Genomic DNA, 26,180 nt, shown 5'->3' with positions numbered 1-26,180 from the left:
ACATGACCGATCGACCCGACATCGATCCCGCCACCAACACCAGCGACGACGACACCCTGCCGCCGAGCGAGGCCACCGATTCCGACGAGCTGCGCAACGACGACGGCGATGCGACCGTCACCCCGCCGGATAGCTGGCAACCGGTCGGTGGCGCGACCGACGAGTCGCTGGACGACAAACTGGCCGCCGAGCGTCCCGATGCCGGACTCGAACCAGATCCCGACGAAGCCGGTCAGGCCGTGACCGGTGGTCGGCACCGTGCTCAGGTCTCCGGCAGCCCCGAAGACGGCGACTCGTTCTACAACGTCGAAGAGTGAACGTCGAAGAGTGACCCGGGCTCAGTAGGAGTCGCAGTCGTTGGCCAGCGGGCTGAACAGCGCGACGTACTCGGGCGCTTCGGGCCGCTGCTGCGCCTGCTCGACCAGTTGCTGACGCTGCGGCGGCGGCGCGGCCAGGAAGTTCTGCAGCCAGGCCTGGGCGGCCGGGGTCGCGTTGAACTGCTCGGCGACGGCCGGTGATTGATCGTTCATCGCCGCCACCACCTGCGAGTAGCTGCAGGTGGTGTCGACTGCGGCGCCAGGGTCGGCGGACACCGCCGGCAACCCGGCGACCAGCGCCAGCGCGGCGCACCCGCCCGAAACCGCTGCCCGCATCATCCTGGCCTGGCTACCCGGCGACATCGGGCCCGAAACGGTCACGCGTCGTCGCTGCGGGCTTCGGCGCCGGTTTCGCCGACGTCCAATGCGTCGTCCGGGCTGATCCGCCCCACATAGGTGCCGTCTTCGTCTTTGCCGGCGCGTGATCCCGCCTGGCGCGCATCGGGTTCAACGTCCGACTCCGCTTTCTGGCCCTTGGGCAAATCCATTGCCGACCTCCGGTGTTCGCTGTGTTGGCTACCTGCCGATGTGCGCCGCGTACCCGGCACGAAAATCGCAGCCCGGTCAGATGACCGCGTGCAGGGCCACCAGGTCGGCCGCCAGCAGCGCCCAGCCGCACGCCCAGACCGCGATCCCGCTCCGGCGCGTCGCGAAGAAGAAGGCCAGGAACAAGGTCAGCGCCGCAACGGCCGCCGCACCGTGGTAGAGCACGCCGAACAGCGACCCGTTCGGCTGCAGGCCCGGGCAGGCCGCGGTGCTGCACAGCGCGGTGCCGGCCACCGCGGCCGGCGCGTAATCCATCAGCAGCACGGCGGCCGGTGCCGTCAGCAGCGACAACGTCCAGTTGATCCAGGTCCAGTCGCGCGGTGGCGCCTCCGGCGTCCGCGGGGCGGGTGCCGCATCGGCGAAGATCGGCCGCACCGCTCGCGTCCTGTGGTCCAGAATGGTCATGCCCGGCCCCCCTGTCACTGCCACGGCCCGTCACTGCCTCGGCCCTGTCACTGCCACGGCCCTGTCACTGCCTCGGCCCTGTCACTGCCACGGCCCGCGGATACCCGCTGCTGAGCACGGCAAAACCAGCCCAGCGGGCAGCACCGCCCCGAAGTTGGCACCATGGCAAGGTGAGCCGAGAAACCCCAGCCGCGCTGGCCCGGTTCTCGGCGCTGACCCGGGACTGGTTCAGCGGCACGTTCACCGCGCCGACCGAGGCGCAGCAGCAGGCCTGGTCGGCCATCGCCGACGGCCACCACACCCTGGTGGTGGCACCCACCGGTTCGGGCAAGACCCTGGCAGCGTTCCTGTGGGCGCTGGACCGGCTGGCGGCCGAGCCGGGCCCGAAAGCTGCGGGCACCCGGGTGCTCTACGTCTCGCCGCTCAAGGCGCTGGCCGTCGACGTCGAACGCAACCTGCGCACCCCGCTGGCCGGCATCGGCCGCATCGCCGCGCACCGCGGCCTGCCGGCGCCGGCCATCACCGTCGGGGTCCGCTCCGGCGACACGTCGGCGGCCCGGCGCCGCGAGCTCGTCACCAAGCCCCCCGACATCCTGATCACCACCCCGGAGTCACTGTTCCTCATGCTGACCTCGGCGGCGCGCGAAGCGCTGACCGGGGTGCAGACGGTGATCGTCGACGAGGTGCACGCGGTGGCCGGTACCAAGCGCGGCAGTCACCTGGCACTGTCGCTGGAGCGCCTCGATGCGATGTTGGCCTCCCCGGCGCAGCGGATCGGGCTCAGCGCCACCGTGCGGCCCGCCGAAGAGGTCGCCCGGTTCCTGTCCGGCCAGTCCCCGACGCGGATCGTGGCGCCGCCGGCCGCCAAGACATTCGAACTGACCGTGCAGGTTCCGGTGCCGGATATGGCCAGCCCCGCCGAGGGCACCATCTGGCCGCAGGTGGAGGAACGCATCGTCGACCTGATCGAGGCCCACCGCTCCTCGATCGTGTTCGCCAACTCGCGCCGGCTGGCCGAGCGACTGACCCAGCGGCTCAACGAGATCCACGCCGAGCGATGCGACGATGACGACACCGCGCAGGCACCGCTGGCGCGGGCCCACCACGGGTCGGTGTCCAAGGAGACCCGCGCCGCGGTCGAGGAGGACCTGAAGAGCGGGCGGCTGCGTGCGGTGGTCGCGACCTCGAGCCTGGAGCTGGGCATCGACATGGGTGCGGTCGACCTGGTCGTCCAGATCGAGGCGCCGCCGTCGGTGGCCAGCGGCCTGCAGCGCATCGGGCGGGCGGGTCATCAGGTCGGCGAGGTCTCGGCCGGCGTGCTGATCCCCAAGCACCGCACCGATCTGATCGGCTGTGCGGTCTCAGTGCAGCGGATGCTGGCGGGTCAGATCGAAACGCTGACGGTGCCGGCCAATCCGCTGGACATCCTGGCCCAGCACACGGTGGCCGCGGCGGCGCTGGAGCCGCTGGACGCCGAGGCATGGTTCGACACGGTGCGCCGGGCCGCACCGTTCGCAACGTTGCCCCGCAGCGTGTTCGAGGCGACCCTGGACCTGCTGTCGGGCAAATACCCGTCGACCGAGTTCGCCGAGCTGCGGCCGCGGCTGGTCTATGACCGCGACACCGGCACCCTGACCGGCCGGCCCGGCGCCCAACGGCTGGCCGTCACCTCCGGTGGCGCCATCCCGGATCGCGGCCTGTTCGCGGTTTACCTGGCCGGTGCCGCGAAGCCGTCCCGGGTCGGTGAACTCGACGAGGAGATGGTCTACGAATCGCGGCCCGGCGACGTGATCTCCTTGGGCGCCACCAGCTGGCGCATCACCGAGATCAGCCACGACCGGGTGCTGGTGGTCCCGGCTCCCGGCCAGCCCGGCCGGCTGCCGTTCTGGCACGGCGACGGCGTCGGGCGACCGGCCGAGCTCGGCGCCGCGCTGGGCGAGTTCACCGGCGAGCTGGCCGGGCTCGATCGTGCCGCCCTCGACGAACGTTGCGCGGGTTTGGGTTTCGATGACTACGCGGCCGACAATCTGTGGCGGCTGCTCGACGATCAGCGCACCGCCACCTCGACGGTGCCCACCGACACCACGCTGGTGGTGGAACGCTTCCGCGACGAGCTGGGCGACTGGCGGGTGGTGCTGCACTCCCCCTACGGGCTGCGGGTGCACGGCCCGCTGGCGCTGGCGGTGGGCCGGCGGCTGCACGAACGCTTTGGCATCGACGAGAAGCCGACCGCCTCCGACGACGGCATCGTGGTGCGGCTGCCCGACACCGATGCCGGCGCAACGTTGGACGCACCCGGTGCCGACCTGTTCGTCTTCGACGCCGACGAGATCGAGCCCATCGTCACCGCCGAGGTGGGCGGCTCGGCGTTGTTCGCCAGCCGGTTCCGGGAGTGCGCAGCACGGGCATTGCTGTTGCCGCGCCGGCATCCCGGCCGGCGCACCCCGCTGTGGCAGCAACGGCAGCGGGCCGCCCAACTGCTCGACGTGGCACGCCGATACCCGGCGTTCCCGATCGTGCTGGAGACCGTGCGGGAGTGCCTGCAGGACGTCTACGACGTCCCGGCGCTGACGGAGTTGATGGCGCGGATCGCGCAGCGCCGGGTTCGGGTGGTGCAGGTCGAGACCGCCACCCCGTCGCCGTTCGCGGCGTCGTTGCTGTTCGGCTACGTCGGCGCCTTCATGTACGAAGGCGACAGCCCGCTGGCCGAGCGCCGCGCGGCGGCACTGTCGCTGGATCCCACCCTGCTGGCGCAGCTGCTGGGCCGGGTGGAGTTGCGCGAGCTGCTCGACCCCGACGTCGTCGCCGCCGTCGCCGCCGAGTTGCAGCACCTGACCCAGGAGAAGGCCGCCCGCGACGCCGAGGGGGTCGCGGACCTGTTGCGGCTGCTGGGCCCGCTCACCGGCGACGAGATCGCCGCGCGAGCAGGCGGTTCGGAGGTGGGCGGTTGGCTGGAGCATCTGCTGGGCGCCCGGCGGGTGCTGACGGTGGCGTTCGCCGGGCGGGCCTGGTGGGTGGCGATCGAGGACATCGGCCGGCTGCGCGACGGGATCGGGGTGGCGGTGCCGCCCGGCGTGCCGGCCGACTTCACCGAACCGGTCACCGACCCGCTGGGCGAGCTGCTGGGCCGATTCGCCCGCACCCACGGCCCGTTCACCACCGGGCAGGCCGCCGAGTGGTTCGGGCTGGGCGCCCGGGTGGCCGCCGACGCCCTGGGCCGGCTGGCCGCCGACGGCCGGGTAGTACGCGGCGAGTTCGCCGATTTCCCGGACTCGCCGGGCGAGCAGTGGTGCGACGCCCAGGTGCTGCGGATTCTGCGGCGCCGGTCGCTGGCGGCGCTGCGCTCGGCGATCGAGCCGGTGTCCCCGGCGGCCTACGCGCGTTTCCTGCCGGCCTGGCAGCAGATCGGCGCCCGCGGCGCCGCGTCCGGGCTGGACGGGCTGGCCGGGGTGATCGAGCAGCTGGCGGGCGTGCCACTGCCGGCGTCGGCGGTCGAGCCGCTGGTGCTGGCGGCGCGGGTGCGCGATTACTCGCCGGCCATGCTCGACGAGCTGCTGGCCTCCGGGGAGGTGCTGTGGTCCGGTGCGGGTGCCCCGGCCGGCAATGCGCCGGCCGCCGATGGCTGGGTCACCTTCCACACCGCAGATTCGGCGCCGTTGACGCTGGCCTCCAGAGCGCCGGTCGACTTCGGGGACGCCCACCGGCAGATCCTGGACACGCTCGGTGGCGGCGGTGCGTTCTTCTTCCGCCAGCTCGGCGGTGACGCGAGTGAGACCGAGCTCAAAACCGCACTGTGGGAACTGATCTGGGCGGGCTGGGTCACCGGCGACACCTTCGCCCCGATGCGGGCGGTACTGGCCGGCACCCGGCGCTCCACCCCGGCGCACCGCAGCAGGCGTCCGCCGCGGCTGAGCCGGTACAGCGTCGCGCACGCCGCCGCCCGCGCCGCCGACCCGGCGGTGGCCGGACGCTGGTCGATGTTGCCGGCCACCGAGCCGGATACCGGGTTCTCCACGGTGCGCGCGCACCACATCGCCGAGTTGCTGTTGCACCGCTACGGGGTGCTGACCCGCGGCGCGGTGGCCGCCGAGGCGGTGCCGGGCGGATTCGCGGGGCTCTACAAGGTGTTGACGGCGTTGGAGGAGGCCGGCCGCTGCCAGCGCGGCTACTTCATCGAGTCGCTGGGCGCCGCCCAGTTCGCGCTGGCCTCGACGGTGGACCGGCTGCGCGGCTACCTCGACGGTGTCGACCCGACGCGCCCGGAGTATCACGCGGTGGCGCTGGCCGCCGCCGACCCGGCCAACCCGTACGGGGCGGCACTGGGCTGGCCGGCGCACCCCGGCACCGCCCGTCCGGGACGCAAGGCGGGAGCGCTGGTGGTGCTGGTCGACGGCGAACTGGTCTGGTTCATCGAACGTGGCGGCCGGTCCCTGCTGAACTTCGCCACCGGAGCCGACGCCGCCGAGGTGCAGCGGGCCGCCGCCGGTGCGCTGGCCGGGCTGATCGCCGACCGCCGCGTGGACGGGCTGCTCGTCGAGCGGGTGGACGGTGTGGCGGTGTTGGAGATTCGCGATTCGCCGACGACGACGGCACTGGTCGAGGCCGGATTCTCCCGCACCCCGCGGGGATTGCGGCTGCGCTGATGCCCGAGGGTGACACCGTCTTCCACACCGCGGCGGTGCTCGACGCCGCGTTGCGCGGAAAAACGTTGACCCGCTGCGATATCCGGGTCCCCCGCTACGCCGGTGTGGACCTCAGCGGGCAGCGGGTGGATGAGGTGATCAGCCGAGGTAAGCACCTGTTCATCCGGGTCGGGCGCGCCAGTATCCACTCCCATCTGAAGATGGAGGGCAGCTGGCGGGTGAGCTCCCCGGCCAGAAGGGGCCCGCTCGGCCATCGGGTGCGAATCATCCTGGAGGCCGGGCCCGTTCGCGCATCGGGCATCGACCTGGGCGTGCTGGAGGTGCTCGAGCGTGACCGCGACGGCGAGGCGGTCGCCCACCTGGGCCCGGACCTGCTCGGCCCCGATTGGGACCCGGACGCCGCCCTCGCCAATCTGCTGGCCGACCCGGACCGGCCACTGGCGGCGGCCCTGTTGGATCAGCGGGTGCTGGCCGGCATCGGCAATGTCTACTGCAACGAATTGTGTTTCGTCGTCGGCCGATTGCCGACGTCCCCGGTTGCCGCGTTGGCCGATCCGGCCCGGCTGGTGGCCCGGGCCCGCGAGATGCTGTGGGCCAATCGGCTGCGGTGGGCGCGCTGCACCACCGGAGACACCCGGCCGGGCCGGCAACTGTGGGTGTACGGCCGGGCCGGCCAGCCCTGCCGGCGCTGCGGCACCCGGGTCGAATCGGACAGCGCTGGCGGGCGCGTCGGTTTCTGGTGCGCCGCCTGTCAGCGATGAACCGACGCCCGAGGCCCAGGGTGATGTCCTGGGCGTCGGGCGCCGATAGGTCTTAGCGAGGCGTCAGCGTCGCGGGCCGATCACGGCCAGCCGCCGCACCCCACACCGGGCAGGCAGCCGCCGCCACCGCCGGGACCGCCCCAGCCGGTGGGGCCGCCCGGAATCTGGCCGCCGCCACCGCCGGGACCACCACCACCGGTCGGGCCGCCCGGAATCTGACCGCCGCCACCGCCGGGACCACCGCCGCCGGTCGGGCCGCCCGGAATCTGGCCGCCGCCGCCCCCGGGGCCACCGCCACCGGTCGGGCCGCCCGGAATCTCACCGCCGCCCCCGGGGCCACCGCCACCGGTCGGACCACCGGGGGCTCCGGGCTCCCCGGGCGGCACGCCGGGTTCCGGTTCCATCGGTGTGGTCTCCGTCGTGGTGGTTGTGGTCTCTGTCGTGGTGGTGCTGGTCGGGGCTTCTTCCTGGGTGCCGCTGCAACCCGCTGCGACCAGCGCCGCTGTGCTTCCGAGGACGGCGATCGCCATCCTGCCGTGTGCCTTCATCAGAATCAGACTCCCCTCTGCTCTGTCGTGCCTTGCTGTACCCGGCACGCTCAGCGCTGAAACGCGCGCCGGCTGACGAAGCAACGTCGCCGGTCAGTCAGCGGGTCGGTGAACTCGAGCCGCTGCGCCAGCAGTTGCAGCGGGGTGGAGAAGTCGTCGGGGGCGACCTCGACGATCTCCGGGTACAGCGGATCACCGTCGATGGGCAGGCCGAGCGAGGCCAGGTGCACCCGCAGCTGATGGGTGCGGCCGGTACGCGGGGTCAGCCGATAGCAGCCGTCTCCCACCGCCTCGACCAGCGTTTCGGCGTTGGGCTCGCCGGGTTCCTCACGGGCCTGCAGGCAGCCGCGCCGTTTGATGATCCGGCTGCGCACCAGCCGCGGGAACTCGCCCACCGGCGGCGCCGACGACCGGGCCAGGTACTGCTTGCGCACCGCGCCGCGCGCGAACAGCGTCTGATAGGCCCCGCGCAATTCGCGGCGGGTGGTGAACAGCAGGACCCCGGCGGTGAGCCGGTCGAGCCGGTGCGCCGGACTCAGCTCGGGAAGCTCCAGCTCCCGACGCAGCCGCACCAGTGCCGTCTGGGCCACGTGGCGGCCGCGGGGCATGGTCGACAGGAAGTGCGGCTTGTCGACCACCACCAGGTCGTCGTCGCGGTGCAGCACCGGGATCTCAAAGGGCACGGGAGTTTCGTCGGGCACGTCGCGATAGAAGAAGACGTGGGCTCCGGCGGGCAGCACCGTCGTCTCGTCGATGACGGCGCCGTCGGCGGTCACCACCTCGCCGGCGGCCACCTTGCCCGCGACAGCCGCGCCGAAGCGGGCACGCAGCTCAGCGGCCACCGGTCCGCCGAGCAGGCGTAGCCGGGCCGGGCCCAGGCCGTCGCGCACCGGCAGCGGGGCGGGACGTCGGCGGGTCATCGCGGTCAGGGCCTTCCGGGGTTTCTATACGTCGTGGTGAGTGTATCCCGTGGAGCCCATTGGTAACTTTATTCACTTGCGTCACAGTGGCTTTCAGCACGGCAACCTTGTCGGGGGGTGTCGTTATCATTAGCACATGCGTTCGAACCGGGATGAGGTGGGCGGGGCCTTCGACGCCCTGCGCGCCGGGCTGGATCGGGTGCTGGACTTGTCGTTCGACGCGCTGACCACACCGGAGCGGCTGGCGCTGCTGGAACGCTGCGAGGAGCTGCGGCGCCGGCTGCCCGCGCTGGAACACCCGCTGATCAACCAACTGGCGGCGCAGGCCAGCAGCGACGAGTTGGGCGGCAAGCTGTCCTGGGCCATGGCCGACCGGCTGCGCATCACCCGCAAGGAGGCCCGCCGGCGCATCGCCGCCGCCGCTGATCTCGGCGAGCGCCGCAACCTGGCCGGCGAAACGCTGCCGCCGGTGCTGCCCGAGACCGCCGCCGCGCAGCGCGACGGGGAGATCGGCGACACCGCCGTCGAGATCATCCGCGACTTCTGGCACCGACTGCCGACTAACGTCGACGCCGAGAAGCGGACGCGCGCCGAAGCAGAGCTGGCCGAGCTCGGCCGCGACCATCGCCCCGACGAATTGGCCAAGCTCGCCGACCGGATCACCGCCCACCTCAACCCCGACGGAACCTTCTCCGATGTCGACCGGGCCCGTAAGCGCTCGTTGGTCATCGGTAACCAGGACGCCGACGGGATGAGCCCCATCAGCGGCTGGCTGGAGCCGGGGGCCCGCGCCGCCATCGACGCGGCCCTGGCGCGCTGGGCCGCACCGGGGATGTGCAATCCCGACGATGAGCGCCCGTGTTTCTCCGGTACCCCGTCACAGGCCGCGATCGACAACGACCGCCGCTCGGCCGCGCAGCGCAACCACGACGCGCTGGCGGCCATGGCCGCCAACCTGCTGGCCTCCGGCGCACTGGGCAGCCATCACGGGCTGCCGGCCACCATCGTCGTCTCGGTCAGCCTGGCGGAGCTGCACGCCGGCGCGGGCAAGGCGATCACCGCCGGCGGTACCTGGTTGCCGATGCGCGACGTGATCCGGCTGGCCTCCGACGCGCATCACTATCTGCGGATCTACGACGGCGCCAAGGAGATCGCGCTGTATCACGCCAAGCGGCTCGCCAACCCCGGGCAGCGTTTGGCGCTCTACGCCAAGGAGCGCGGCTGCACCCATCCCGGCTGCCCGGTTCCGGCGCTGCTCACCGAGGTGCACCACAACAGCGACTATGCGCGCAGCCGCCGCACCGACATCGACGACCTGACGCTGCGTTGCGGGCCGCACCATCGGCTGCTGTCCGGGGTCTGGCGCACCCGCAAGCGCCACGACGGCGTGATCGAGACGCTGCCCCCGCCGCACCCCGACCGCGGCCAGCCGCGCACCAACAGCTACCACCACCCGGACAAGCTGCTGCGCGACCGGGCCGACGGCGACGACGATCCCGAGCATCCATAGCCGTGGCCCGGTGCGCGAATCCCCCGGCGCACCAAAGCCACATCGGCCACAACCGTCGGGGGTTGTGGCCGATGTGGCTTAGTGAGTGCTGACTACTGCGGCTTAGCCGAGGCCGAGCATGTCGAAGATGCCCAGGTCGCCCAGGAAGTCGGTCAGCGTGGTGGCGTCGGTCACCGGGTCGGCGCCATAACCGAGCAGGCTGGTCAGCAGGCCGCCCAGCGTCGCGTCACCCAAGATTGCGGTGCCATCCGGGTCGCTCAGCGTGCCACCGAGGGTGATGTTGCTGATCACGTCGTCCCAGTCAGCGGTGGGGTCGATCTCCAGCAGGCTCGCAATCGACGCAGTGTCCAGCTCGCTGTCGACCAGCAAGTCGTTCAGCGTCGTGGTGGACGTGATCCCCAGCATGTCGTTGAGCAGATCGGCCAGCGAGGTGTCCGGCGACAAGCCGAAGAACGGCAGGTTCAGCAGGCCGGCGTAATCGCCGAGACCGAACAGCCCCAGCAGATCGCCGATGCTGGTGCCGGCACCGTCGCCGCCAATGAAGCCGCCGAGCAAATCTCCGATCGGGATCAATCCAAGAGGCACCGGCGCGCCGCCCTCACCCGGCAGCGTCACCTCATTCAGCAGGTCGCTGAAGTCAGTGGAGAGCAGACCGAGGGTGAGCTCGTCGATCGAGACGCCGTCGGGGTTCAGCGCCGCCAGCAGGTCAGCGAGGCTCGAGCTGGTGGTGATGCCCTCGCCGAACAGTCCCAGGACCTGGCCCATGTTGCCGAAGTCGAGGGCGGTCAGCAGCGTCTGCAAGCTCTCGGCGAAGGTCGGGAAGTCGCCGTCGGCGGTCAGCACGTAGTCGTGATGCACCGATGCTGACAGGCTGCTAGCAACTGTCGGCGCTACTGCGACGCCGCCGAATAAAGCCGCTCCAGCAAATGCAGTGCTGGCGACCAATGCGCCGGTTTTGGCCATGAAGCCGCGCGGCGCAATCGGCGTGTCAAAGGTGAGTGTGGACATGTAGTGGGTCCCCCTTCTGGGATCAAACATGGTCGTTCCGTGATTCGTACAACGAAGATTAACTTATTGTCTCCTCAGTCACTTGTCAACTGGTCCGCCAACTTTTTCGCACGCGTCAGCAATCGGCGTTTCCAGGGATATCGCAGCTCATAGGCATCAAAAGCGCAGTTCTGCAACGATGACACCACGACAGAGCTACCAACCGCCGACGATGCGCGATTATCGCCCGCTCAGGATTTTTTAGGCTTTCCGACCTTGTGACCGGTCTTGATCCGATTGCAATAACTTCCCGCGGTTCGATTTCGCGGATAACCGTCAAACGGTATGAAATTTAACGGGCTAAATACCGGCTAATTCGTGAGGCTGAGCGAAATACGCACGGCGCCCCGCAGCGACTTCACAGCAAAGCACGCCCACCGGTTTCGGAGAATAGGTCTGGTCAGAAAAACACACCCGGCCAGTTGGCCGGGTGTGGAGGGGCTAGCGCGGAATTCCCGCTACCAGAGCAGGCCGAAGGCCTCCAGGATGGCGGTGATCGGCGTGTCGCCGTCGATCACCAGGGTGCTGTCGTCGGGCAGGAAGCTGCTCAGCAGCGTGCCCACCGTCTGCTCGCCCCAAGTCTCGCCGGAGGGATCCAGAAACGTCCCGCCGAACGGGAACAGGGAGACGTACTCATCCCAGGGCTGGCCGGGGGGCATGCCGAACAACAGCCCGAGCGTCGCTTGGTCCATGGTGGTGCTGTCGGTGGCGCTAACCGGGAGGGTGTGCAGGTACTCACCGAGGGTGTACGCGTCCAGGTGGTGTTCCTGTTGGATCGGCCACACCCCGGAGGTCCAACTGACATCCCTGGTGTTCACCCCCAGGATCCCGGTCAGCCAGTCGTCCAGATGGCTACTGGTTGCCAGGTCGGGATGGCTGCAGATGCCCAAAGTGCAGTTCATGACGTTCAGGTTTTCCAGGCCGAGCAGATTAATCGCGCTTCCCCACTGGCTGAGCAACGAACCCAGCCCCACCGCGTTGGCCAGATCTTGCAGTGAGTGCTCACTGGCACCGTCGCCGAGGAAGACATCGACCAGATCACCTAGCTCGATATTGCCGATCGGCACGCCGTCCACCAGGAATAAGCTGCCGGTACCGAGAATGGAGTCAACTGCGGCGTTCGCGCTGTAGAGCGGCTCGCTCAGCGAGAGCCCGAAGATCTCGGCGACGCCGTTGAGGGTGTCGCCGTTGGGGTTCATGGCGGCCAGGAAGTCCGCCACCGTCGTGTCGATGGTGAAGGCTCCGGTTCCGAACCCACCCAGCACCGCGTTGAGGTCGCCCATGCCGAAGTCGTCGAGCAGGGTCTGCAGGCTCTGCGCGAACGTCGGGAAGGCGGTCAGCGCCGTCTCGTGCTGCACCGCTGCGAACGGCGAACCCGGGAGCTCCGGCCCGACCGCCGCGACACCGAGCAGGCCGGCGCCCGCCAGGACAGTGGCGGCGGCCAGGGTGCCGCCCTTCGTCGCCAGCGCGCGCGGGTGCGCCCCCCCGAAAACCTCCGCCATGGACCACACCTTCCCCGTCCCCGGATCCCCCATGTGATCCAGCTGATGGGAAGGAAAATAATTGCCCTCTAAATGACTGTCAAATATAAGTTGACGCTTATTTCAGCCTAAATGCATGGTTTTTTTGGCGGAGTAAGCCCCGAAGTGATGAATCGGAGTTCATGGAAGCGGAATCGGTTCCAGAATCTCTGTCCTGGCTTCGGGCGCCCTCGCCCGCAGCTCGTCCGCCGAGGCGTCATCGGGCTGTTCCTGCGACAGGATCTCGGCCTCCACCCGGGCGGTGTAATTGGCCACCTCCGCATCCACCGCGGCGTCGTCCCAGCCCAATACCGCCGCCATCACCTCGGCGACTTCGCGGGCACAGTTCACCCCGCGATGGGCGTACTCGATGGAGATCCGCGTCCGGCGGGCCAGCACGTCCTCCAAGTGCAGCGCGCCCTCGGCGGCGGCTGCGTAGGCGACCTCCACCCTCAGGTACGTGGGCGCCTCGGCGATCGGGTCCAGCAGGTCCGGCCGGTCCTCGGCCAGCGCCAGCACGTCATGGATCAGCGAGCCGTAGCGGTCCAGCAGATGGCGCACCCGATACGGGTGCAGGCCCTGCTCGGCGCCGACGTGCTCGGCCTGGTTGACCAGCGCGAAGTAGCCGTCGGCACCCAGCAGCGGCACCTTCTCGGTGATCGACGGGGCCACCCGGGTCGGGATGAACTCGGCGGCGGCGTCGATCGCGTCGGCGGCCATCACCCGGTAGGTGGTGTACTTGCCGCCGGCGATCGCCACCAGGCCCGGCGCGGGCACCGCCACCGCGTGCTCCCGCGACAGCTTGGAGGTGTCGTCGTTCTCCCCGGCCAGCAGCGGTCGCAGCCCGGCATAGACGCCCTCGATGTCGGCGTGGCTCAACGGGGTGGCCAGCGCGGTGTTGACGTTGGCCAGCAGGTAGTCGATGTCGGCCTTGGTGGCCGCCGGGTGGGCCAGGTCCAGGTTCCAGTCGGTGTCGGTGGTGCCGATGATCCAGTGCGTGCCCCACGGGATGACGAACAGCACCGACTTCTCGGTGCGCAGGATGATCGCCACCTCGGACACGATCCGGTCGCGCGGCACCACGATGTGCACGCCCTTGGAGGCCCGGACGTGGAACCGGCCGCGCTGGCGCGACAGCGCCTGGATCTCGTCGGTCCACACCCCGGTGGCGTTGACCACCACGTGACCGTGCACCTCGGTCGTCGCACCGTTCTCGGAGTCGCGCACCGTCACCCCGGTCACCCGGTCGCCTTCCCGCAGTAGCGCCACCACCTGGGTGGAGGTGCGGATGACCGCGCCGTAGTGCGCCGCGGTGCGCCCGACGGTCAGCGTGTGGCGGGCGTCGTCGACGACGGTGTCGTAGTAACGGATGCCGCCGATCAGCGCGCTGCGCTTGAGCCCCGGGCACAGCCGCAGCGCGCCGGCGCGAGTCAGATGCCGTTGCGCAGGAAGCGATTTCGCCCCGCCCAGCTGGTCGTAGAGGAAGATGCCGGCGGCGACGTACGGCCGCTCCCACCACCGGGCGGTCAGCGGGTAGAGGAACGGCAGCGGTTTGACCAGGTGCGGCGCCAGCGTGGTCAGCGACAGTTCGCGTTCGTGCAGCGCCTCGCGCACCAGGCCGAACTCCAGCTGTTCGAGGTAGCGCAGCCCGCCGTGGAACATCTTCGAGCTCCGGCTCGACGTCCCGGCGGCGAAGTCCCGCGCCTCGACCAGCGCGACCTTGAGGCCGCGGGTGGCCGCATCCAGCGCGCAGCCGGTGCCGACCACACCGCCGCCGATCACCACCACGTCGAACTGCTCGCTGCCCAGCCGTTCCCAGGCTTGCGCTCGTTGGTCAGGTCCCAGCGTGCTCACGCCTGCCAGGCTACGTGGCCGGTTCGCCGCTACCATCTGGTGTGGCAGAAGCTACACCGGTGAATCACGGGTCGGCCTGACGCTGGATGAAGTCCGCCATGCCAGGAACCGTGAAGGCGACGACTCCATGTTCGGGAGCGAATATGAGCCCCTTGGCAATGAGGTTTGCCCGCACCGGCCCGAAACTGTTGACACTCCGCCCGAGCCGCGCAGCCACGTCACCGGACGTGCTGCCGGCATCGCCGTCGACGGCCATGGCGCGCAGATAGCGCTGCTCAGCCCGCGTTGCGCGATCCCAGCGGGCACGGAAAAACCCGTTGTCGAGAGCGGCTCGCCCCCGCGCCGCGCCGACCCGGGCGTCCGACAATGTGATGTCTGGTCCGGTCGCCTCGTTCCAGGCCTCCTGCCCGAACTGCTGAAGGAAGTAGGGGTAACCCGCCGTTTCCTGAACGACTAGGGTCACGGCGTCGTCGTCCCACCGCGACCTCTCGAGTTCCGCGGGCTCGACAAGGGCCTTTCGAGCGAGATTTTGGTCAAGCTGTTCGATTCGTTCGAAAACGAATAGCCGCTCTGCATAAGACTTCGCCTCGGCAAGAACGCGCGGCAAGCTCGGTAGCCCGGCGAGCGCGAACGTGCATGCCCAGCCGCGTTGTCCGGCAATATGTGCGACCGAACAAACCGCCGCACGCTCGTCGGGAGTGAGATCCTGTGCCTCGTCGATAAGGACCGCCAGGCCGACGTCTTCCTCCTCCGCGGCCTCGGATAAGTCCAGCACCAGCTTGTGCAGATCGGTCTCGAGCATGCCGGTGTCCGCGCCGCCCCCTCCCGCTGATTCGGTGAGATCGAGACCGAAAGTCCAGCTGCCGCCGGTGTCGTAGGACGCTTTGAAACTCAGGGCCGTCTTGAGGCCTTTCAGCAGCCGCTTGCCCGCCGATGGTCGCGCCAAATCTGCCAGCGGCGCATGGAGCGCCTCTCCGAGCAGTTCGCGTAGCGACTTTCCCGTCCCGGCCTCCACCTGGGCGACGATCCAGTTCCGGTCTCGAGCAATCCGGAAGAATTGAGTCAACAGGACCGTCTTGCCTACGCCTCGGAGCCCATACAGCACCTGCGGTTGCGCCGTCCGGCCAGACCCGATGCGGTCCAGGCCGACGCGCCAGCGGTCCAGTTGACTGTCCCGCCCGACCAGGGCCGCCGGTATACGGCCGGCGCCAGGCGCATACGGATTCAGCACTGGATCCATCGCTGCCCCTGCTCCCGTGCGTCCATACCGAAGTATAGCGCTGTATAGCGTTTCACTATATGTGCACATATATTGCTATAGATGGCGGTTTCGCATCTTCGTGCAGGGCGGCCGTTGACCGGCCGACTCCCGTTCGCCGCCGACCATGTACCGACAGCGCAGTCCGATCAAATGCTTCGCGCCATACCCACGTTCGGTAGGCAGGAGCGGCATCCCGACCAGTTCAGTCCAGGTCGTCGTGCGTCATCAGCCGCCGGGCCGCCTCAGTGAGCGAGCCCGACAGCGACGGATACACCGCCAGCGTCTGCGCCAGGTCGGCCACGGTGATCCGGTTCTGCACCGCCAGCGCGATCGGCAGGATCAACTCCGAGGCGATCGGCGCCACCACCACCCCGCCGATCACCACTCCGGTCGCCGGCCGGCAGAACAGCTTGAGGAAGCCGTGCCGCATCCGGCTCATCTTCGCCCGGGCGTTGGTCTGCAACGGCAGCATGACGGTGCGCGCGGGCACCGTGCCGTCGTCGATCTGGGACTGCGGCACCCCGACCGCGGCGATCTCCGGGCGGGTGAACACCGCCGCGGCCACCGTCCGCAGCCGGATCGGGGCCACCGCGTCACCCAGCGCGTGATACATCGCTATCCGGCCCTGCATGGCCGCGACCGACGCCAGCTGCAACAACCCGGTGCAGTCTCCGGCGGCGTAGATGCCGGGAACCGTGGTGCGCGACACCCGGTCGACTGGCAGATAGTCACCGGGCTCGAGCTTGATGCCGACCCGCTCCAGGCCCAGCCCGGCGGTGTTGGGCACCGAGCCGACCGTCATCAGCGCGTGACTGCCGGTCACGGTGCGGTCGTCGGTCATGGTGACCAGCACGCCGTCGGGCGTGCAGGTCACCGAGGCGGCCCGGGCGTTTTTGACCAGGGTGACGCCGCGCTCGGCGAACGAGCGTTCCAGCACCCGGGCGGCGTCGGGGTCCTCGTGCGGCAGCACCCGGTCGCGGCTGGCCACCACCGTCACCGGCACGCCCAGCTCGGTGTAGGCGTTGACGAACTCCGCGCCGGTGACCCCCGAGCCCACCACCACCAGGTGTTCGGGCAGCGTGTGCAGGTCGTAGAGCTGGCGCCAGGTCAGGATGCGCTCGCCGTCGGGCTCGGCGTGCGGCAGGGTGCGGGGGCTGGCGCCGGTGGCGATCAGCACCACATCGGCGTCGAGCACCCGCTGCGCACCGCCGTGTTCGGTGACCAGAACCCGGTGATGCGCCAGCCCGGGCTCGGGGTCGATCAGCTCCCCGCGGCCGGCGATGACGTCGATGCCGGTGTTGACCAGCTGGGTTCTGATGTCGGCGGACTGCGCCTCGGCCAGCGACTTGACCCGCTGGTGGATCTTGTCCAGCTCGATCTCGGCATCGGTGAAGTGGATGTCGAAGCCCAGGTGCGGGGCCCGGCGCAGCTCGGTGCGCACCCCCGAGGAGGCGATGAAGGTCTTCGACGGCACGCAGTCCCACAACACGCAGGCACCGCCGATGCCGTCGGCGTCGACCACGGTGACCGTCACCACCTCGGGCCCCTTGGCCGCTGCTACCAGCGCGGCTTCGTAGCCGGCCGGACCGCCGCCGATGATCACGATGCGCGTCGAGGCAGAAGTCACAGCGACCAACTTATCCTCGACACGACGTTTAAGCTTTCTGCCGTGCCGCTCTACGCCGCCTACGGGTCAAACATGCATCCCGAACAGATGCTGCAGCGGGCACCGCACTCTCCGATGACCGGAACCGGCTGGATACACGGCTGGCGGCTGACGTTCGCCGGCGAGGACATCGGCTGGGAGGGTGCCCTGGCGACCGTGGTCGAGGATCCGGGGTCAAGCGTGTTCGTCGTCCTCTACGACGTGACCCCCGAGGACGAGCAGAACCTGGATCGCTGGGAGGGCTCGGACTTCGGCATCCACAAGAAGATCCGCTGCCGGGTGGACCGGGTGGACGGCATCACGTCGGATCCGGTGGACAGCAAGCCCGAACCGGTGCTGGCCTGGCTGTACGTGGTGGACGCCTGGGAGGGTGGGCTGCCGTCGGCGCGCTACCTCGGCGTGGTGGCCGAGGCCGCCCAGATCGCCGGCGCGCCGGAGGAATACGTGCGCAATCTGCAGACCCGCCCGGCCCGCAACATCGGCCCCGGGAGTTAGTTCCCCGTGCGCGAGCGCCCGCTCGGCCGAGCGGGCGTGTTTGCACAGCGACACGCCGGTGTGCTCGTACAACTGTGCACCCTCACGGGCGGAATCAGGGGCGCGGGCGGAGTCGGGGGCGCGGGCCGAATCAGGGGCGCGGGCGGATTCGGGGATGCGGGCCGGTCTAGGCGGCGGCGCGGGCCAAGTGCGTCTCGATGCGGCGGACGGTCTGCCAGGGCTGGCGTCGTACATCGTCGGCGATGATCGGGATCACCACCCAGCCCAGCTCCTGCAACGCGGCACGTCGCTGCCGCTCGTAGACGAACGCTTCCGGCCCCTCATGCCAGACGACCCCGTCGTACTCGACCGCCACCCGCTGCTCGGGCCACGCGAAGTCGACCCGCCAGATCCGGTGATTGCGATCCAGGATCTCGTACTGCAGCACCGGCACCGGCAGACCGGCGTCGATCATCATCAGCCGCGACTCGCTCTCCATCGCCGAAGCCGCCAGCGGGTCGGCCAGCGGCAGCAGATCGCGCACGTCCACGATGCCGCGTCGGCCGGCCTGCCGGGTGGCGGCGCGCCACAGTTCGCGGCGCGAGCAGGTGCGGCTGCGCAGCGCGGCATCCAACGTCGCCAACGCTCGGGGACGGCGCAGTGAGCGGGCCACCTCGATCGCGGTCCACGCCGGCGCTGTCGCCGGCCGGCCGGCGACTTCGCTCAGCGGTGCGCCCTCGCGCCGGTGCACCACTAGCCCGTCGGCCGATCGCAGCTGTCGATCCGGCGGGTTGAGCACGTGCAGATCGACCGGCTCCTCGGTGTCGAAGCCGTATAACGCGGCCGCGGTACCCAGACACACCGCGACCGTGGTGCCCGTCGCCAGGTCCAGCCCGCGCAGCCGCAACTCGTCGCTCGGCTCGCCGTCGCAGTCGCCGTCGGCGCCGTAGATGCCATACCAAATCTTTTGCAGCGGGCCACGTCTCAGCTCGGCTTCGAGCGCGCGGCGGGTGAGGATCGTGAGGGCTTGAGCGGACGTCACCACCCCGCCCTGGCGGTCGAGCAGCGTCCGCAATCGGTTGTCCATGCCGCCGATCGTCGGCGTCCGATGTGATAGCGGAGTGCCTCATCCCGTCCGGCCGGCCCCAATTGTGGACGGCGGCCGAACTGTGCACAGCCGCCGGCGCCGCGAGCGTGCACAGTTGTACAGAATTTGCGGCGTGTCGGCGGACAAACACGCCCGCTCGGCCGAAAGAGGGCGCGGCCGAGAGGGGGCGCGCGACCGGGTCAGGGCAGCGCGGCCTGGTCGATGATGCCGGCCATCACCTTGACCCCGATCGCCAGCGCCCGCTCGTCGAGGTCGAACGTCGGCTGGTGCAGGTCCAGTTGCGGCCCGCTGCCCGGCCACACCCCGAGCCGGGCCATCGCACCCGGAACCTGCTCCAGATACCAGGAGAAGTCCTCGCCCCCGCCGGACTGCCGGGTTTCGGCCAGCACGTGCGGCCCGACCGTCTCGATCGCGCGGGTCAGCATCCGCGTGGACACCGCCTCGTTGACCACCGGCGGCACCCCGCGGTGGTAGTACAGCGTGTGCTGGATGTTCAACGGCGCCAACAGGTGCGCCACCGCGTCCTCGACGATGCCCTGCATCGCCATCCAGGTGTCACGGCTCGCGGTGCGCACCGTGCCGGCCAACCGTCCGGCCTGCGGGATCGCGTTGGCGGCCGCCCCGGAGTTGACCGCCCCCCACACCAACACGGTGCTGTTGCGAGGGTCGATGCGCCGCGACAGCACGGCGGGCAGCCCGGTGATCAGCGTGCCCAGCCCGTAGACCAGGTCGGCGGTCAGGTGCGGCCGCGAGGTATGCCCGCCGGGCCCGCCGACGGTGATCTCGATGGTGTCGGCCGCCGAGGTGATCGGCCCGGGCACGGTGGCCACCCGGCCGACCTGCAGCCGCGGGTCGCAGTGCAGCGCGAAGATCCGGCTGACCCCGGCCAGCACCCCGGCGGCGATCGCGTCGATGGCCCCACCCGGCATCAGTTCCTCGGCGGCCTGGAACACCAGCCGCACTCCGACCGGCAACTCCGGTGCTGCGGCCAGCGCCAGCGCGGCGCCCAGCAGGATCGCGGTGTGCGCGTCGTGACCGCAGGCGTGCGTCACTCCGGGCACCAGCGAGGAGTACGGCGCCCCGGTCTGCTCGGTCATCGGCAGCGCGTCGATGTCGGCGCGCAACGCGATACGCGGGCCCTCTTCCGGGCCGAAATCGCAAACCAGTCCGGTTCCGCTGGGCAACACCTTGGGGTTGAGGCCCGCGCCGGCCAGGCGTTCGGCGATGAACTGGGTGGTGGCGAACTCCTGCCGGCTCAGCTCCGGGTGGCGGTGCAGATGCCGCCGCCAGGCCACCAGCTCGTCGGCGTTGACCGCCAACCACGCCTCGGCGGCGTGCGACGCGGGAGCTGAGGACATTCAGGCAGTATCCCACCGTGGCACCCGACTAAACTCACGGGCTGTGACGGTTCCGCTCGCGACTCAGGCCGCGGCGGTCGTGGCCCGGCGCACCGGCGTCGACTCGCATGACGTGGCGATCGTGCTCGGTTCGGGGTGGGCGCCGGCGGTGGCGGCCCTGGGCACACCGACCGCGACGCTACCGATGGCCGGCCTGCCCGGGTTCAGCGCGCCGACTGCGGCCGGCCACCTCGGCGAACTGGTGTCGGTCCCGATCGGCACCCACCAGGTGCTGGTGCTGGTCGGACGGATCCACGCCTACGAGGGTCACCCGCTGGTCGATGTGGTGCGGCCGGTGCGCACGGCGGTGGCGGCCGGCGCCAACACCGTAGTGCTGACCAACGCCGCCGGCGGCCTGCGCGAACGGTTCGAAGTCGGCCAGCCGGTGCTGATCAGCGACCACCTCAATATGACCGGGCGCTCACCGCTGGAGGGCGCCCACTTCGTCGACATGGTCGACGCCTACACCCCCGCGCTGCGTGCCCTGGCCCAGCAGGTGGACCCGACGCTGGCCGAGGGCGTCTACGCCGGGATGCCCGGCCCGCAGTACGAGACGCCGGCGGAGATCCGGATGCTGCGCACCCTGGGCGCCGACCTGGTGGGGATGTCGACGGTGCACGAAGCCATCGCGGCGCGGGCGGCCGGCGCGCAGGTGCTGGGCCTGTCGCTGGTGACCAACCTGGCGGCCGGGATCACCGGCGAGTCGCTCAGCCACGCCGAGGTGCTGGCCGCCGGCCGCGAGTCGGCGGGCCGGATGGGCGCGCTGCTCGCCGACGTCATAGCCCGGCTCTGAGTCCCCCGCGGCCGTGTCGGCTCAGTAGCCGACGCCGGAGCTGTGCCGCATCCGCGGCCACATCGTCTCCCAGCTGCCCCGCGCACCCTGGCACAGGTAGATCTTGGCGGCGCTCTCGCCGTTGCGCACCCCGCCGGGGAACCTGATCGACCGCAACTGGCTGACCTGGGACCAGTACTCGCGCAGCTTCGGCACCGGGAACCGTCCGACGCACAGCACGGTATCGGCGCTGCCGGCGGGCGGCCCCCAGTGGGCGAAACTGCCGTCGCCGCTGACCACCTGACGGTCGATGCCGGCGCCGGGGCCCAGGATCGTCAGCGCCGAGGCCTCGCCGTAATTGCTGGTGAAGATCGGCACCTCGGGGGGCAGCGACGATGCCGCGGCCGCCACCTGGGTGACGAACTGCGGCCAGCCGTAGGTCTCCAACGGAATCGGGTTGACCTTCCGCATCGTCATGGCGGCCGCCGGCGGCAGCACCGGCAAGCAGCACACGGCCGCGCCCACGAACGAGGCGATCAACGCCACCACCCAGCCGCGCGGCGGCCGATCCGGGTTCCCGGCCTCGACGCGGACCGCGCCGGCGGCGAACAGCGCGACCAGCGCCGGGCCCGCGTAGTAGGCACGGCCGCCGCTGATGACGCAGAGCACCACCGCCACCACCGGCACCGCCAGAATCCAGCGGTACTCCCGGCCGGCCGGGGACGCCAGCCAGCCGCCGCCGATTACCCACAGCAGCACCAACAGCGGGCCGGCGTACAACAGCAGCAGCAGCGGCACCTGGGTCAGCGATCCCAGCGGTCCGCCCATCCGAACCGACATCGCCTGGGCGAACTGCAGGCTCGGCCAGCCGTGTTGCGCGTTCCAGATCAGGTTCGGGGCGGCCAGCGCAGCGGCCACGGCGCCAGCCAGCCACGGCCCCGGTGTGCGCAGCGCTTCCCGCCGGAACAGCGCCAGGCCCACCGCGATGCCGGCCAGCAGCAGCGCAACGGTCTGTTTGGCCTCCAGTCCGATGCCGGCGACCAGGCCGGCCGCCAGCCAGGCCGGCACCGTGCCGACCCGCAGCGCGCGGGTCACCAGCAGCAGCACCGCGATCCAGATCAGCTGGTCGACCACGGTGGTCCCGAAGAACATCGCGGCGCCCATGAACAGCGGACTGCCGGCGACGGCCGCCGCGGTGATCGCCTGCGCAGTACGCCGCCCGCCGAACTCCGCGGCGAGCAGCGCCGCCAGCACGATGCAGCCGAGGTGTATCGCGATGGCCAGCAGTCGCAGGCCCGCCAGGCCGCCGAGCGCGGCCACCCGCGCCAGCAGCGGCACCAGCGGCGGGTGGTCGACATACCCCCACGCCGGGTGCCGGCCGCCGACCACGTAATAGAACTCGTCGGGATGCCAGCCGTATCGCATCGCCACCGCGCCGTGGACGGCCGCGGCGACCGCCACCACGACGGCGACCGGCAACAGGGTCGAGCGGTCCACCGACGGCGCTGTCGAACGGTCCACCGGCAGCGCTGTCGGGCGGTTCAAAGGCACTCCATCCTCGGTTTTCGGCATACAAAGTGGAGAAGCGTATCAAGTGGTTGACAGATGTCTGCCAGGGGTTTGGCGCGGATCGACCACAATCGACGCTGTGACGCCTGACGAGTGGATCGCCCACGACCCCGACCCGGTGACCGCCGCGGAGGTGGCCGGCTGGGACGCCGAGCAGACCGCCGCCCGGTTCGCGGCGCCGCTGCGGTTCGGCACGGCTGGCCTGCGCGGGCCGGTGCGCGGCGGACCGGACGCGATGAACCTGGCCGTGGTGCTGCGCGCCAGTTGGGCCGTCGCCACGGTGCTGCAGGCGCACCGGCACGCCGGTGCGACGGTGGTGGTCGGTCGCGACGCCCGCCACGGCTCGGAGACTTTCGCGACCGCGGCCGCCGAAGTGCTTGCTGCCGCCGGGTTTTCGGTGGTGCGACTGCCCGATCCGCTGCCGACTCCGGTGGTGGCGTTCGCGGTGCGCCAGACCGGCGCGGCGGCCGGCATCCAGATCACCGCCTCGCACAACCCGGCCGGCGACAACGGTTACAAGGTGTACTTCGACGGCGGGGTGCAGATCGTCTCACCCGTCGACGCCGAGATCGAGGCCGCGATGGCCGCGGCTCCGCCGGCCGATGCGATCCCCCGCCGTCCGGTGCCGCCCGCCGGCGACGAGCTGGTGACACGCTACCTCGGGCGGGCCGCAACGGTGCGGCGCCACCGCGGCCCGGTCCGGGTGGCGCTGACCCCGCTGCACGGCGTGGGCGGCGCGCTGGCCGTCGCCGTGCTGCGCGCCGCGGGATTCACCGACATCCACACCGTGACAAGCCAGTTCGAACCGGATCCGGATTTCCCCACCGTCGCTTTTCCCAATCCGGAGGAGCCGGGCGCCTCCGACGAGCTGCTGGAACTGGCCGCCGACGTCGACGCGGACATCGCGATCGCATTGGATCCCGACGCCGACCGGTGCGCGGTCGGCATCCCCGGACCGGCCGGCTGGCGGATGCTGACCGGCAATGAGACCGGTTGGCTGCTGGGCGATTACCTGCTCTCACGGCTGCCCCGGCAGCGGGTCTCCGATGCGGTGGTCGCCAGCACCGTGGTGTCGTCGCAGCTGCTGGCGCGCATCGCCGACCACTACGGGGCTCGCCACGTGGAGACGCTGACCGGGTTCAAGTGGCTGGCTCGCGCCGATGCCGGCCTGCCCGGTGCCACGCTGGTCTATGCCTACGAGGAAGCGATCGGCTACTGCGTCGACCCGGATGCGGTGCGCGACAAGGACGGCATCACCGCCGCGGTGCTGTCCTGCGACCTGATGGCGGCGCTGCGCGATCAGGGCTCCTCGGTGCCCGCGGCGCTCGATGAGCTGGCCCGCCGCCACGGCGTGCACGTCACCGAGGCGGTGTCGCGCCGGGTCGCCGACCTGGCCGAGGCCACCGCGGTGATGGCCCGGCTGCGCGCCGACCCGCCGGCGTCACTGGCCGGATTCACCGTGACCGCAACCGATCTGATGCACCGCCGCGGGCCGGCCACCGATGCGCTGGAGTTCAGCGGGGTGGGTGAGGGCACCTCGGTGCGGGTGGTGGTGCGGCCGTCGGGCACCGAGCCCAAACTCAAGTGCTACCTCGAAGTGACCCGGCCGCCGTCGGATGATGTGGCCGGCGACCGCGCCGAGGCGTCGCGGCTGTGCGCGGCCGTCGCCGCGGAGGTCCGCAGCTGGTAGGGCGCCGGCGTCAACCATGCGCCGAGCGTGCGTGCTTGTACGCGACACGCCGAACAGCAGCGTACAAACACGCACGCTCGGCGAAAGGGGGTCAGCGCGGCCCGAACTGCCGGTCGCCGGCATCGCCGAGCCCCGGGACGATGTAGGCGTTCTCGTTCAGCCCGTCGTCGATCGCGGCGGTGAACAACCGCACGTCGGCGGCGGTGTTCTTCAGCGCCGCAATGCCTTCCGGTGCCGCCACCACACACAGCACGGTGATATCGGCGGCGCCGCGCTCGATCAGCAGTCCCAGGGTGTGGGCCATCGAGCCGCCGGTGGCCAGCATCGGGTCGAGAACCATGACACCCCGGCCGCTCAGGTCCACCGGCAGCGACGCCAGGTACGGCTCCGGTTGGTGGGTGGCCTCGTCGCGCACCACACCGACGAATCCGACCTCGGCTTCGGGGATCAGGGCGTGCGCGGCGTCGACCATACCCAGCCCGGCGCGCAGCACCGGCACCAGCAGCGGCGGGCAGGCCAGCCGCGCACCGACGGTGTCGGCCACCGGGGTGCGCACGGCGATCTGCTCGCAGGGCGTCTCACGGGTCGCCTCGTAGACCAGCATCCAGGTCAGGTCGCGCAGCGCCGCCCGGAATCCGGCGCTGCCGGTGCGCTCGTCGCGCAGCGACCGCAGCCGGACCGCGGCCAGCGGATGGTCGACGACACGGACAGTCACGGGCTCAAACCCTACGGGTCATGCGCCGAGCAGGTTGAGGATCTCGAAGACCACCGCACCCATGTCCAGGAGCGGCTCCAGCGAGAGCAGCGGTTCGCCGTTGAACACCGCGTCCGGGCCGAGCCAGTCGGCCACACCGAGGGTCACCGCCAGCTGCTGCCAGGCGTCCAGCAGCGCGGCGTCCACCTCGTTGGTGAGCCGGTAGCCGGTCAGCAGGGCCTCGACCAGCGAATCGGGCAGCGGGTCGTGCCCGGCGAAGCCCAGCAGGGCATTGACCGGGTCGACGACGCTGCGCACCGCGGCGTACTGCACGCCGGCCAGCATCTGCAGCGGATCCATCCGCAGCAGGAACCCGGCGACGCCGGAGCCCTCGGCCAGCTGCCCGCCGGCGGTGACCGCCCAGGGCCCCACCGCGTCGGTTCCGTTGACGCCCACGAACGGGTCGCCCGGGTTGCCGTAGCCCCAGTCGATGACCAGCTTGAGCCACGGCGCCAGCGCGTCGCCGACGACCTTGCCGATGTCACCGAGCGCATAGACCGGCCACAGGATCGGCAGCTGCTGGGGGATCAGGTAAAAGTCGGTGTCACCGATGGTGCCCAGCTCGACGGTCTCGGAGAGGTTGTCGAACTCCAGATAGGAGAAGTGCACGGTCGCCGTGCCGATCAGCGCGTTGAGCATGGCCAGCAGGTTGGCCGGGTCCTGCGGAAAGTTGGCCAGGCCGTCGTACTCGCCGGTGTAGCTGTCAATGTCGAACCCACTGGTCGGGGTGGGCCCGATGCTCAGCGGGATGCCCAAAAACGGCAGGTGCACCGGCTGGTCGCTCAACAGCGGGCAGGCCGGGAAGCGGGTCAGCACCCCGCCGAGCGGGTTGTTGGGGTTGCCGATCAGCACGAAGTCCAGGTTGTCGGGGTCATAGCCGCCGCCCGGCGGCTCGGCGAGCAGGTTGATCATCTCCTGGGTGGAGATGGTGGCGCTCTGCGAGTAGCCGAACACCGTGACGTGATCGCCGGCCTGTAATTGCGGCACGATGGCGTCGTGCAGGATGTCGACGCCGCGGGCCACCGACTCGGCGAAGGTCAGGTAGGGATTCGGCGGCGGCAGGCACACCAGCGGGCAGAACTGCTCGGGGGTGACCAAGCCCTCGAACCGGTAGCCCGGGAACGTCGGCTGCCCGGGAAACCACGGCGTGACGGGTTGCAGGAACCGGTCCAGCACCGACTCCAGGTAGCCGCCGACGGTGGGGTCGGGGATGCTGGTCGGCCCCATGATCCAGCCTTCGTCGGCCAGCAGCACCACGTCGGGCCGGAACTGCGGGCCAGGCCCGGCCGGCGCACCGGCCGCCGCCACCGACGCCGCTGCGAGCAGTGCTGCCCCCAGCAGACGCCGGTGTCGCATCG

22 protein-coding genes are annotated in these 26,180 nt (G+C 70.6%); 7 read left to right on the top strand and 15 right to left on the bottom strand.

Translation table 11 applies throughout. The features are described 5' to 3' along the window. The first annotated feature begins 2 nt into the window (after positions 1 to 2). A complete protein-coding gene (locus tag ACAG20_RS05935) occupies positions 3 to 317 on the top strand; it encodes a hypothetical protein (protein ID WP_370491906.1) in 315 nt (104 codons plus the stop codon). Positions 318 to 338: 21 nt separating this feature from the next. Here the strand turns inward: ACAG20_RS05935 and ACAG20_RS05930 are convergent, their stop codons facing one another. The 3 genes from ACAG20_RS05930 to ACAG20_RS05920 form a co-directional block, all read right to left on the bottom strand. Continuing rightward, positions 339 to 698 carry a hemophore-related protein gene (locus ACAG20_RS05930; protein WP_370491905.1) on the bottom strand — a complete coding sequence of 120 codons (360 nt, stop codon included), beginning with the start codon at positions 696 to 698 and terminating at the stop codon, positions 339 to 341. Next, positions 695 to 865: a hypothetical protein gene (locus ACAG20_RS05925; RefSeq protein WP_370491903.1), complete on the bottom strand. Its 171-nt coding sequence runs from the start codon at positions 863 to 865 to the stop codon at positions 695 to 697. Before ACAG20_RS05925 ends, ACAG20_RS05930 begins: the two co-directional genes overlap by 4 nt. 76 nt (positions 866 to 941) lie before the next feature. Continuing rightward, positions 942 to 1,328 carry a hypothetical protein gene (locus ACAG20_RS05920; RefSeq protein WP_370491902.1) on the bottom strand — a complete coding sequence of 129 codons (387 nt, stop codon included), beginning with the start codon at positions 1,326 to 1,328 and terminating at the stop codon, positions 942 to 944. Positions 1,329 to 1,498: 170 nt separating this feature from the next. On the opposite strand from ACAG20_RS05920, the gene ACAG20_RS05915 reads away from it, so the two are divergent. Further along, a complete protein-coding gene (locus ACAG20_RS05915; RefSeq protein WP_370491901.1) occupies positions 1,499 to 5,971 on the top strand; it encodes an ATP-dependent helicase in 4,473 nt (1,490 codons plus the stop codon). Continuing rightward, positions 5,971 to 6,732, top strand: a complete 762-nt coding sequence (gene nei2 / locus ACAG20_RS05910; RefSeq protein ID WP_370491900.1) for an endonuclease VIII Nei2 — start codon at positions 5,971 to 5,973, stop codon at positions 6,730 to 6,732. The genes ACAG20_RS05915 and nei2 overlap by 1 nt, the downstream gene beginning before the upstream one ends. Positions 6,733 to 6,812: 80 nt before the next feature. On the opposite strand, the gene ACAG20_RS05905 is transcribed toward nei2, so the two are convergent. Both ACAG20_RS05905 and ACAG20_RS05900 read right to left on the bottom strand, forming a co-directional pair. Next, positions 6,813 to 7,280 carry a hypothetical protein gene (locus ACAG20_RS05905; protein WP_370491899.1) on the bottom strand — a complete coding sequence of 156 codons (468 nt, stop codon included), beginning with the start codon at positions 7,278 to 7,280 and terminating at the stop codon, positions 6,813 to 6,815. Positions 7,281 to 7,330: 50 nt separating this feature from the next. Further along, positions 7,331 to 8,200, bottom strand: coding sequence for a pseudouridine synthase (locus ACAG20_RS05900; RefSeq protein WP_370491898.1), 870 nt, complete (start codon positions 8,198 to 8,200; stop codon positions 7,331 to 7,333). Positions 8,201 to 8,336: 136 nt separating this feature from the next. Between ACAG20_RS05900 and ACAG20_RS05895 the strand changes: the two genes are divergently transcribed. Continuing rightward, positions 8,337 to 9,710, top strand: a complete 1,374-nt coding sequence (locus tag ACAG20_RS05895) for an HNH endonuclease signature motif containing protein (protein WP_370491897.1) — start codon at positions 8,337 to 8,339, stop codon at positions 9,708 to 9,710. Between the two features lie 102 nt (positions 9,711 to 9,812). Here ACAG20_RS05895 and ACAG20_RS05890 read toward each other — a convergent pair whose 3' ends face one another. From ACAG20_RS05890 to ACAG20_RS05870, 5 genes are all read right to left on the bottom strand, one after another. Beyond that, on the bottom strand, positions 9,813 to 10,718 hold the full coding sequence (locus ACAG20_RS05890; RefSeq protein ID WP_370491896.1) for a hypothetical protein: 906 nt from the start codon (positions 10,716 to 10,718) through the stop codon (positions 9,813 to 9,815). Between the two features lie 497 nt (positions 10,719 to 11,215). Then, complete coding sequence (locus tag ACAG20_RS05885) at positions 11,216 to 12,259, bottom strand: hypothetical protein (protein ID WP_370491895.1); 1,044 nt, start codon at positions 12,257 to 12,259, stop codon at positions 11,216 to 11,218. A 159-nt stretch (positions 12,260 to 12,418) separates the two neighbouring features. Then, the gene (gene glpD / locus ACAG20_RS05880) at positions 12,419 to 14,167 is read right to left on the bottom strand and encodes a glycerol-3-phosphate dehydrogenase (protein ID WP_370491894.1); all 1,749 of its coding nucleotides are present in this window, start codon (positions 14,165 to 14,167) and stop codon (positions 12,419 to 12,421) included. A 28-nt stretch (positions 14,168 to 14,195) separates the two neighbouring features. Continuing rightward, the gene (locus ACAG20_RS05875) at positions 14,196 to 15,371 is read right to left on the bottom strand and encodes an AAA family ATPase (RefSeq protein ID WP_370491893.1); all 1,176 of its coding nucleotides are present in this window, start codon (positions 15,369 to 15,371) and stop codon (positions 14,196 to 14,198) included. Between the two features lie 223 nt (positions 15,372 to 15,594). Next, entirely contained in the window at positions 15,595 to 17,019 is a 1,425-nt protein-coding gene (locus ACAG20_RS05870; RefSeq protein ID WP_370491892.1) for an NAD(P)H-quinone dehydrogenase, read from the bottom strand. 42 nt (positions 17,020 to 17,061) lie between these two features. Between ACAG20_RS05870 and ACAG20_RS05865 the strand changes: the two genes are divergently transcribed. Next, positions 17,062 to 17,553: a gamma-glutamylcyclotransferase gene (locus ACAG20_RS05865; protein ID WP_112688591.1), complete on the top strand. Its 492-nt coding sequence runs from the start codon at positions 17,062 to 17,064 to the stop codon at positions 17,551 to 17,553. Positions 17,554 to 17,719: 166 nt separating this feature from the next. Here ACAG20_RS05865 and ACAG20_RS05860 read toward each other — a convergent pair whose 3' ends face one another. Together ACAG20_RS05860 and ACAG20_RS05855 are read right to left on the bottom strand one after the other, a co-directional pair. Then, on the bottom strand, positions 17,720 to 18,619 hold the full coding sequence (locus tag ACAG20_RS05860; RefSeq protein ID WP_370491891.1) for a DUF559 domain-containing protein: 900 nt from the start codon (positions 18,617 to 18,619) through the stop codon (positions 17,720 to 17,722). 200 nt (positions 18,620 to 18,819) lie between these two features. Further along, entirely contained in the window at positions 18,820 to 19,998 is a 1,179-nt protein-coding gene (locus ACAG20_RS05855; RefSeq protein ID WP_370491890.1) for an amidohydrolase, read from the bottom strand. Between the two features lie 43 nt (positions 19,999 to 20,041). Between ACAG20_RS05855 and ACAG20_RS05850 the strand changes: the two genes are divergently transcribed. Continuing rightward, positions 20,042 to 20,830, top strand: coding sequence for a purine-nucleoside phosphorylase (locus ACAG20_RS05850; RefSeq protein ID WP_370491889.1), 789 nt, complete (start codon positions 20,042 to 20,044; stop codon positions 20,828 to 20,830). A 21-nt stretch (positions 20,831 to 20,851) separates the two neighbouring features. On the opposite strand, the gene ACAG20_RS05845 is transcribed toward ACAG20_RS05850, so the two are convergent. Beyond that, a complete protein-coding gene (locus tag ACAG20_RS05845) occupies positions 20,852 to 22,354 on the bottom strand; it encodes a glycosyltransferase family 39 protein (RefSeq protein WP_370491888.1) in 1,503 nt (500 codons plus the stop codon). Positions 22,355 to 22,457: 103 nt separating this feature from the next. Here ACAG20_RS05845 and ACAG20_RS05840 point away from each other — a divergent pair, with 103 nt between their 5' ends. After that, positions 22,458 to 24,068 (top strand): phospho-sugar mutase, encoded by a 1,611-nt coding sequence (locus ACAG20_RS05840; protein WP_370491887.1) that lies wholly within the window; start codon positions 22,458 to 22,460, stop codon positions 24,066 to 24,068. A gap of 91 nt (positions 24,069 to 24,159) precedes the next feature. Here ACAG20_RS05840 and upp read toward each other — a convergent pair whose 3' ends face one another. Both upp and ACAG20_RS05830 read right to left on the bottom strand, forming a co-directional pair. Continuing rightward, positions 24,160 to 24,783: a uracil phosphoribosyltransferase gene (gene upp, locus ACAG20_RS05835; protein ID WP_112687350.1), complete on the bottom strand. Its 624-nt coding sequence runs from the start codon at positions 24,781 to 24,783 to the stop codon at positions 24,160 to 24,162. 18 nt (positions 24,784 to 24,801) lie between these two features. Further along, a complete protein-coding gene (locus ACAG20_RS05830) occupies positions 24,802 to 26,178 on the bottom strand; it encodes a PE-PPE domain-containing protein (RefSeq protein ID WP_370491886.1) in 1,377 nt (458 codons plus the stop codon). Positions 26,179 to 26,180: the final 2 nt, after the last annotated feature.

This window comes from Mycobacterium sp. pW045 (genome assembly GCF_041287085.1).
GTDB lineage: Bacteria > Actinomycetota > Actinomycetes > Mycobacteriales > Mycobacteriaceae > Mycobacterium > Mycobacterium algericum_A.
This window is presented reverse-complemented; position numbering and strand designations above follow the sequence as displayed.